At 41.2% G+C, this 2,685-nt stretch carries 3 protein-coding genes; all 3 read left to right on the plus strand.

The genetic code is table 11. The annotated features are described in order from the left end of the window. Nucleotides 1–204: 204 nt before the first annotated feature. Complete coding sequence (locus BUC26_RS23315; protein WP_143166145.1) at nucleotides 205–483, plus strand: hypothetical protein; 279 nt, start codon at nucleotides 205–207, stop codon at nucleotides 481–483. Between the two features lie 224 nt (nucleotides 484–707). Then, nucleotides 708–1,439, plus strand: coding sequence for an NAD(P)H-dependent oxidoreductase (locus tag BUC26_RS22330; RefSeq protein WP_073379617.1), 732 nt, complete (start codon nucleotides 708–710; stop codon nucleotides 1,437–1,439). Between the two features lie 382 nt (nucleotides 1,440–1,821). Further along, entirely contained in the window at nucleotides 1,822–2,610 is a 789-nt protein-coding gene (locus BUC26_RS23320) for a hypothetical protein (protein WP_143166146.1), read from the plus strand. Nucleotides 2,611–2,685: the final 75 nt, after the last annotated feature.

The following is a 2,685-nucleotide window of genomic DNA, read 5'->3' on the forward strand; positions in this document are numbered from 1 at the left end:
GCTATGATATCGTTGCCATTCATACGTTTCTCCTCGCTATTTCGTGTGGATTTGATCTTATGATATCAAATCCACACGAAATGACGAGGAGCCAAGTAAATATATCAATCACAATCAAAACCTAACAAAATAATGGACTTTGAGGCTACCAAGATCGCAGTATAGGGCACTTTAGGCGGTGCTGCTATAGCTGGAATTTGCACAGTGGCAGTAGCTTTTATTAACAAGCGATCTGAAGAAAAAAAACATTTCAGAGAGCTTGTTTTAAAAACGGCATCTGATAATTGGAAATACATTGCTGAAAAATCAACCGCTACAGTAATGCCGCCACTTCATACATATATAGTAAACAGAGTCCTGATGTGTGATCTAGCAATGAGTAAGAAGTTATCACCTGAAGAGGTTAAACGAAAACTTACTGAATCTTCCGAAATTATGGACATAATACTTGAGCACTCTGCGAACATGGCAAAGAAAAAATAATTTGCACAACCAGTCATTTCAGCGGAAACCGCAAACTTCGCGGTTCTCGCTGAATTGCTCGATGTCGCCGCTGCGCGGGAACATCGCCCAGGATCAGGAGCGCGTCGCCGCTTCACAATCCTGAATAATCGGCAACGCAAGGACATCAAAAGGATTCAGCCAGACGCACAATACGCGCTCCTGATCCTGGGCGTTATGCTTGAGCAATAAATAGAGAGGATATATTGCACGTTCTAATTGTTCATTGTCACCCAGAGCAACAGTCATTTAACGGTTCGCTGACGAGAAGAGCCGTTAAAACGTTAAAAGCCACAGGCCATAGTGTCGAAATTTCAGACTTATATGCAGAAGATTTTGATCCTGTAGAACGAGATCAGCACTATAAAAACAGGATTGAAACAAAGCGATTTGATATATTATCTGAACAAAGGCATGCTTATAAAACTGGCACCCTCCCTAAAGATGTGCAGCGAGAAATTCAAAGGTTGGAAAAATGTGATTTACTTATTTTGCAATTTCCACTTTGGTGGCATCAACAACCGGCTATATTAAAAGGTTGGTTTGATAGAGTCTTTGTTGGCGGTGGTTTATACACCAGTAAAATGCGATATGACAAAGGGTATTTCAAAGGAAAAAGTGCTATTTGTTCTGTCACATCTGGAGCTCCGAAATCTACCTTTACTGCAAGCGGAAGAGGTGGTGGTGAAATTGAAGCACTATTAAAATCAATTAACTTTTCTCTTCACTATATGGGGTTTACAGTGCTCCCTCCTTACTTATCAGCTGAAATTCAAAATAAAGATTTTACATATATGTCGCCTGAAAAATTTGAATTACACCTTACTGAAAGTATGGCAAAGTGGGGAAAACATCTGGAAAATATACAAAATATCAAGCCATTAAACTTTCCAGGTTGGAATGACTGGGATGAAAATGGTGTTGAGAAAAAAGCATAACCTAGCGCTCAACAACGCTCCGTTGCACTTCGCTCGGCCCCGGCAAACAACGCCGGGTCGGTTAGCTTAACGATGTCGCCGCTTCACAATCCTGAATAATCGGCAACGCAAGGACATCAAAAGGATTCAGCCAAGAGGAAAAGGGGGACAGGAAAAGGGGGACAGACCACGTTTTTTTGTCATGGTGTCCCTAATGTGTCTCGAAACTTAGCACAAAGCCTAATTTTACTGCCTGATCAGGGGGTCGACTCCCACGTGTGACTGTTGGAGTTATTAGAACTCCGTACTTTGATAAATGTTGAACTTGTTAAAGTATCTGGTAAAAAGTCTGTGTCGATGGAAGATTTTCTAATGCTTGTCAACAATCAAGTTGGAGGAACGTGTGTTCACGCAGGCATTCGGGATTTCTTCTCTTGTGTTAGCAATCGTTTCTATATTTATACCGGTTTACGGAGTTTTCATCTCCGGATTGTCGGGGGTATTTGCCTGGTGTTCGGTGGGGAGAGCCGCTATATTCGGACTTGCCGCAGTCATCATCAATTTGTGTAACGTCCTTTTTTTATCTCCTGTCTTTCTCTCTCTATTGACAATCGATTCGGTCAACCAATTATCCAACCAAGATAAAATATTCAAATACTGGGTAATCGTTCTTGTTATTCAATTAATTGCAATTTTTATCTTTCTCTTCAATGCTGTACTTCTAAATTATATCAGTCGTAAACGTTCAAACAGCGCCTTGGGTGAGAAATATACCACTTCAAAGGCTAATGATGTTCAGCATTCCTATTATACAGATTCTACTCATATTGCTGCTGCTGAAACTACCAATCACCTGGCACCTTCTCCGCTTACAAAAGTACTGATTAACAAGGTTTATGGTAATAGGAAAGGTGAGAGAACCTTTTGGATAAACCGATTCAATAATGTTAGTGCTGACAACACCAATACCTCAAAAAGAAGAAAAGATTATAATCCCGTTTATATCGTCGGCATTGTCTTCCTGCTTTGCGGGGGATCAGCAATCGGTGCTTATCATGTTTTTTTCAAAAAAGAACCTTATGTGCCGCTAAATCGTGTATACGAGGCTCCTAGAATCCCCGCAGCTCAGAAACCACCCCCAAACCGTTCGACGCAATCTTCGACCGAAGGCAGTTATTGCTCCGGTGTCTAAATATCGAAGTCATGCCGCATATCGGACAAGTGGATGTTTGAAGTAACTTTTGACATGATTTGGTCGTCGCTGAAG

It is taken from the genome of Desulfofustis glycolicus DSM 9705 (assembly GCF_900130015.1).
Lineage (GTDB): Bacteria > Desulfobacterota > Desulfobulbia > Desulfobulbales > Desulfocapsaceae > Desulfofustis > Desulfofustis glycolicus.